Origin of the sequence: Streptomyces sp. NPDC059037 (genome assembly GCF_042740015.1) — a bacterium.
Lineage (GTDB): Bacteria > Actinomycetota > Actinomycetes > Streptomycetales > Streptomycetaceae > Streptomyces.
On record NZ_JBHYIG010000357.1, the window covers coordinates 1 to 1,931 of the forward strand.

Annotated in this window: 3 protein-coding genes; all 3 read right to left on the reverse strand. The window is 71.0% G+C overall.

All coding sequences use genetic code 11. The features are described from left to right. The coding region (locus tag ACFWY6_RS41485; RefSeq protein ID WP_384701893.1) for an RNA polymerase sigma factor at positions 1–308 on the reverse strand (308 nt) is incomplete at its 3' end. Continuing rightward, the gene (locus ACFWY6_RS41490) at positions 305–1,231 is read right to left on the reverse strand and encodes an RNA polymerase sigma factor (protein WP_384701896.1); all 927 of its coding nucleotides are present in this window, start codon (positions 1,229–1,231) and stop codon (positions 305–307) included. The genes ACFWY6_RS41485 and ACFWY6_RS41490, both read right to left, overlap by 4 nt. Positions 1,232–1,265: 34 nt before the next feature. Next, complete coding sequence (locus tag ACFWY6_RS41495; protein ID WP_384701898.1) at positions 1,266–1,649, reverse strand: hypothetical protein; 384 nt, start codon at positions 1,647–1,649, stop codon at positions 1,266–1,268. Between the last annotated feature and the right edge of the window lie 282 nt (positions 1,650–1,931).

Below are 1,931 nucleotides of genomic sequence, written 5' to 3' on the forward strand. Positions count from 1 at the left end.
CTCCGGCGGGCGGTCGCGGCCCAGTCCGCCGCCGTGCGGCGGACCACCACGAGGAGGTAGGGCCGCCACGCGACCTCCGGACCGCCGCCTGCACGGACCACATGGATCGTGCGGGCGAACGCCTCGGACGTGAGGTCCTCGGCCGTGTGCGGATCGCGGCAGCAGGTACGGGCGTAGGACAGAACCGCCGCACGGTGACGCCGGAAGATCTCCGCCAGTGCCGCATCGTCGTTCTCCTCCCGCAGGAGGGTGGTGAGTTCGGCGTCGGTGCGGCTTGCCGACTGGTCCCCGCTGTCCTCAGCTGTCATGCATATCCCCCCGTGTCACCCGGTTTCCGCCGCGATAAGAGCCCTCGTCCGCGCGGCCGGTTCGGCACCCAGGCGGCTGACAGCTCGGGGAACTCGCAGACATAGGAGGGCACATCGACGAGGGCGCGGGACACCGCCTTGACCCGCAGGTACCGAGGACCGGGCCACCAGCCCAACTGCCAGGCAGGCAAGTGGCTGCCGAGCCGCCCGTCGAGATCCGCCAGATCCTCGCCTGCCTCGCGGCACCACTGGCAGTCACGCCCATGCGCGGCGATGCCGGACACCGCGGCACAGTCGAGCGCGGCCCCGAGCCCGGCCAGGGCCTCCCGGCACTCCGGACGCCCCATGCGCTCGGCGTGGAGCCCCAGTCGGATGCCACGCAGCAGCTCCATGGCCTGCTGCGTGGAGGCCACGACGGCGGCCTCGCGCCGCCCTGTGATCCGGGCGATGAGCCGAGGGTCCTCCTGCTCCACCACCCCGTGCCACAACAGGATCTGAGCCGACCGGGGCAGCCGTTCGAAGGCCCGCGCCAGTTGGCTGCCGTCCTCCATGGGCCAGGCGGCTCCCTTGGCCACCCAGTCGCGGAACCCGGGGGCGAGCGCGGCCACGTCGTAGGCGGCGTGCGCCACCGCTCCGCTGCGGACTCCGTCCAGGAGCTCGCGCCGCAGACAACCGGGATGGCGTACGCCGATGACCACGCCACCCTTGAGACGCGTCGCGAGCACCCGACGGAACACCCGCGTGGAGAGCCCGCCGACGGCTTCGACATCCGCGAGGCATTCCGTGGCGTACGCGTGGACGGCCGGGTAGTGCCGCTCATGGATGAGTTGAAAGGCGCCGACCTGTCCTCGCTGCACGGCGGCGAGTGCCGTGATGTCGGAGCACACGTGCTTCGGTGGGCGGGACAAGAAAGTACGGGACATGATCAAACTTCCTTCTCAGCGGATCCTCGGTCCGTCAATTCCCGGTGGTGCAACGGGCCACGTTCGAAAACTCGCCGTACTGAAAGGCTCGGACCCTGAAATCCGCTCTCCTCTCGTCGGGCAGCGTGACGATTTCGGCGGAGTCGACGTCGGGGCCGAATACCGCGATGACGGAAAAGAACTCCTTGCCGTCGCGGCGGATCTCGACCAGGTATCCGTCCTCATCGCTCGTTCGGTCGGTCCACCGCAATCCGATGTCCCTCCCGCGCATGACCGTGGCCCTGAGATTCGCCGGTGCGTCGCCGCTCGCTCCCCCGGGTTTCTCGTCGGCTTCCTTTCGGTCCAGGTCGACGTGCAGCGGGCGTGACACCGGACCGTGCACGGAACGAAGCCGGTAGTAGAACGTGGTCTCGGGCATCAGGTCGGTGTGCCGGAAGCTGGACCGGCCGGGCAGCAGGAACCCCAAGGTGGTGTAGGGGCCGCGCCGTTCGGTCGCGAACTCGACGACACGCCAGGCGACGTCCTCGCCCCGGCCACGCCAGCTCAGCCTGGTGTCATCGGACGACGTCGCGGTCGCGGTGAGGACCGCATCCGCCTGCCGGTCTGTGGACGACCGCTTCTGGGGCGCCGCGGCCCGGGCCCCCGGCGGGCGGGGGCCGGGGGGGGCCCCCCGCCCCCCCCCCCCGGGGCGGGGGGGGGA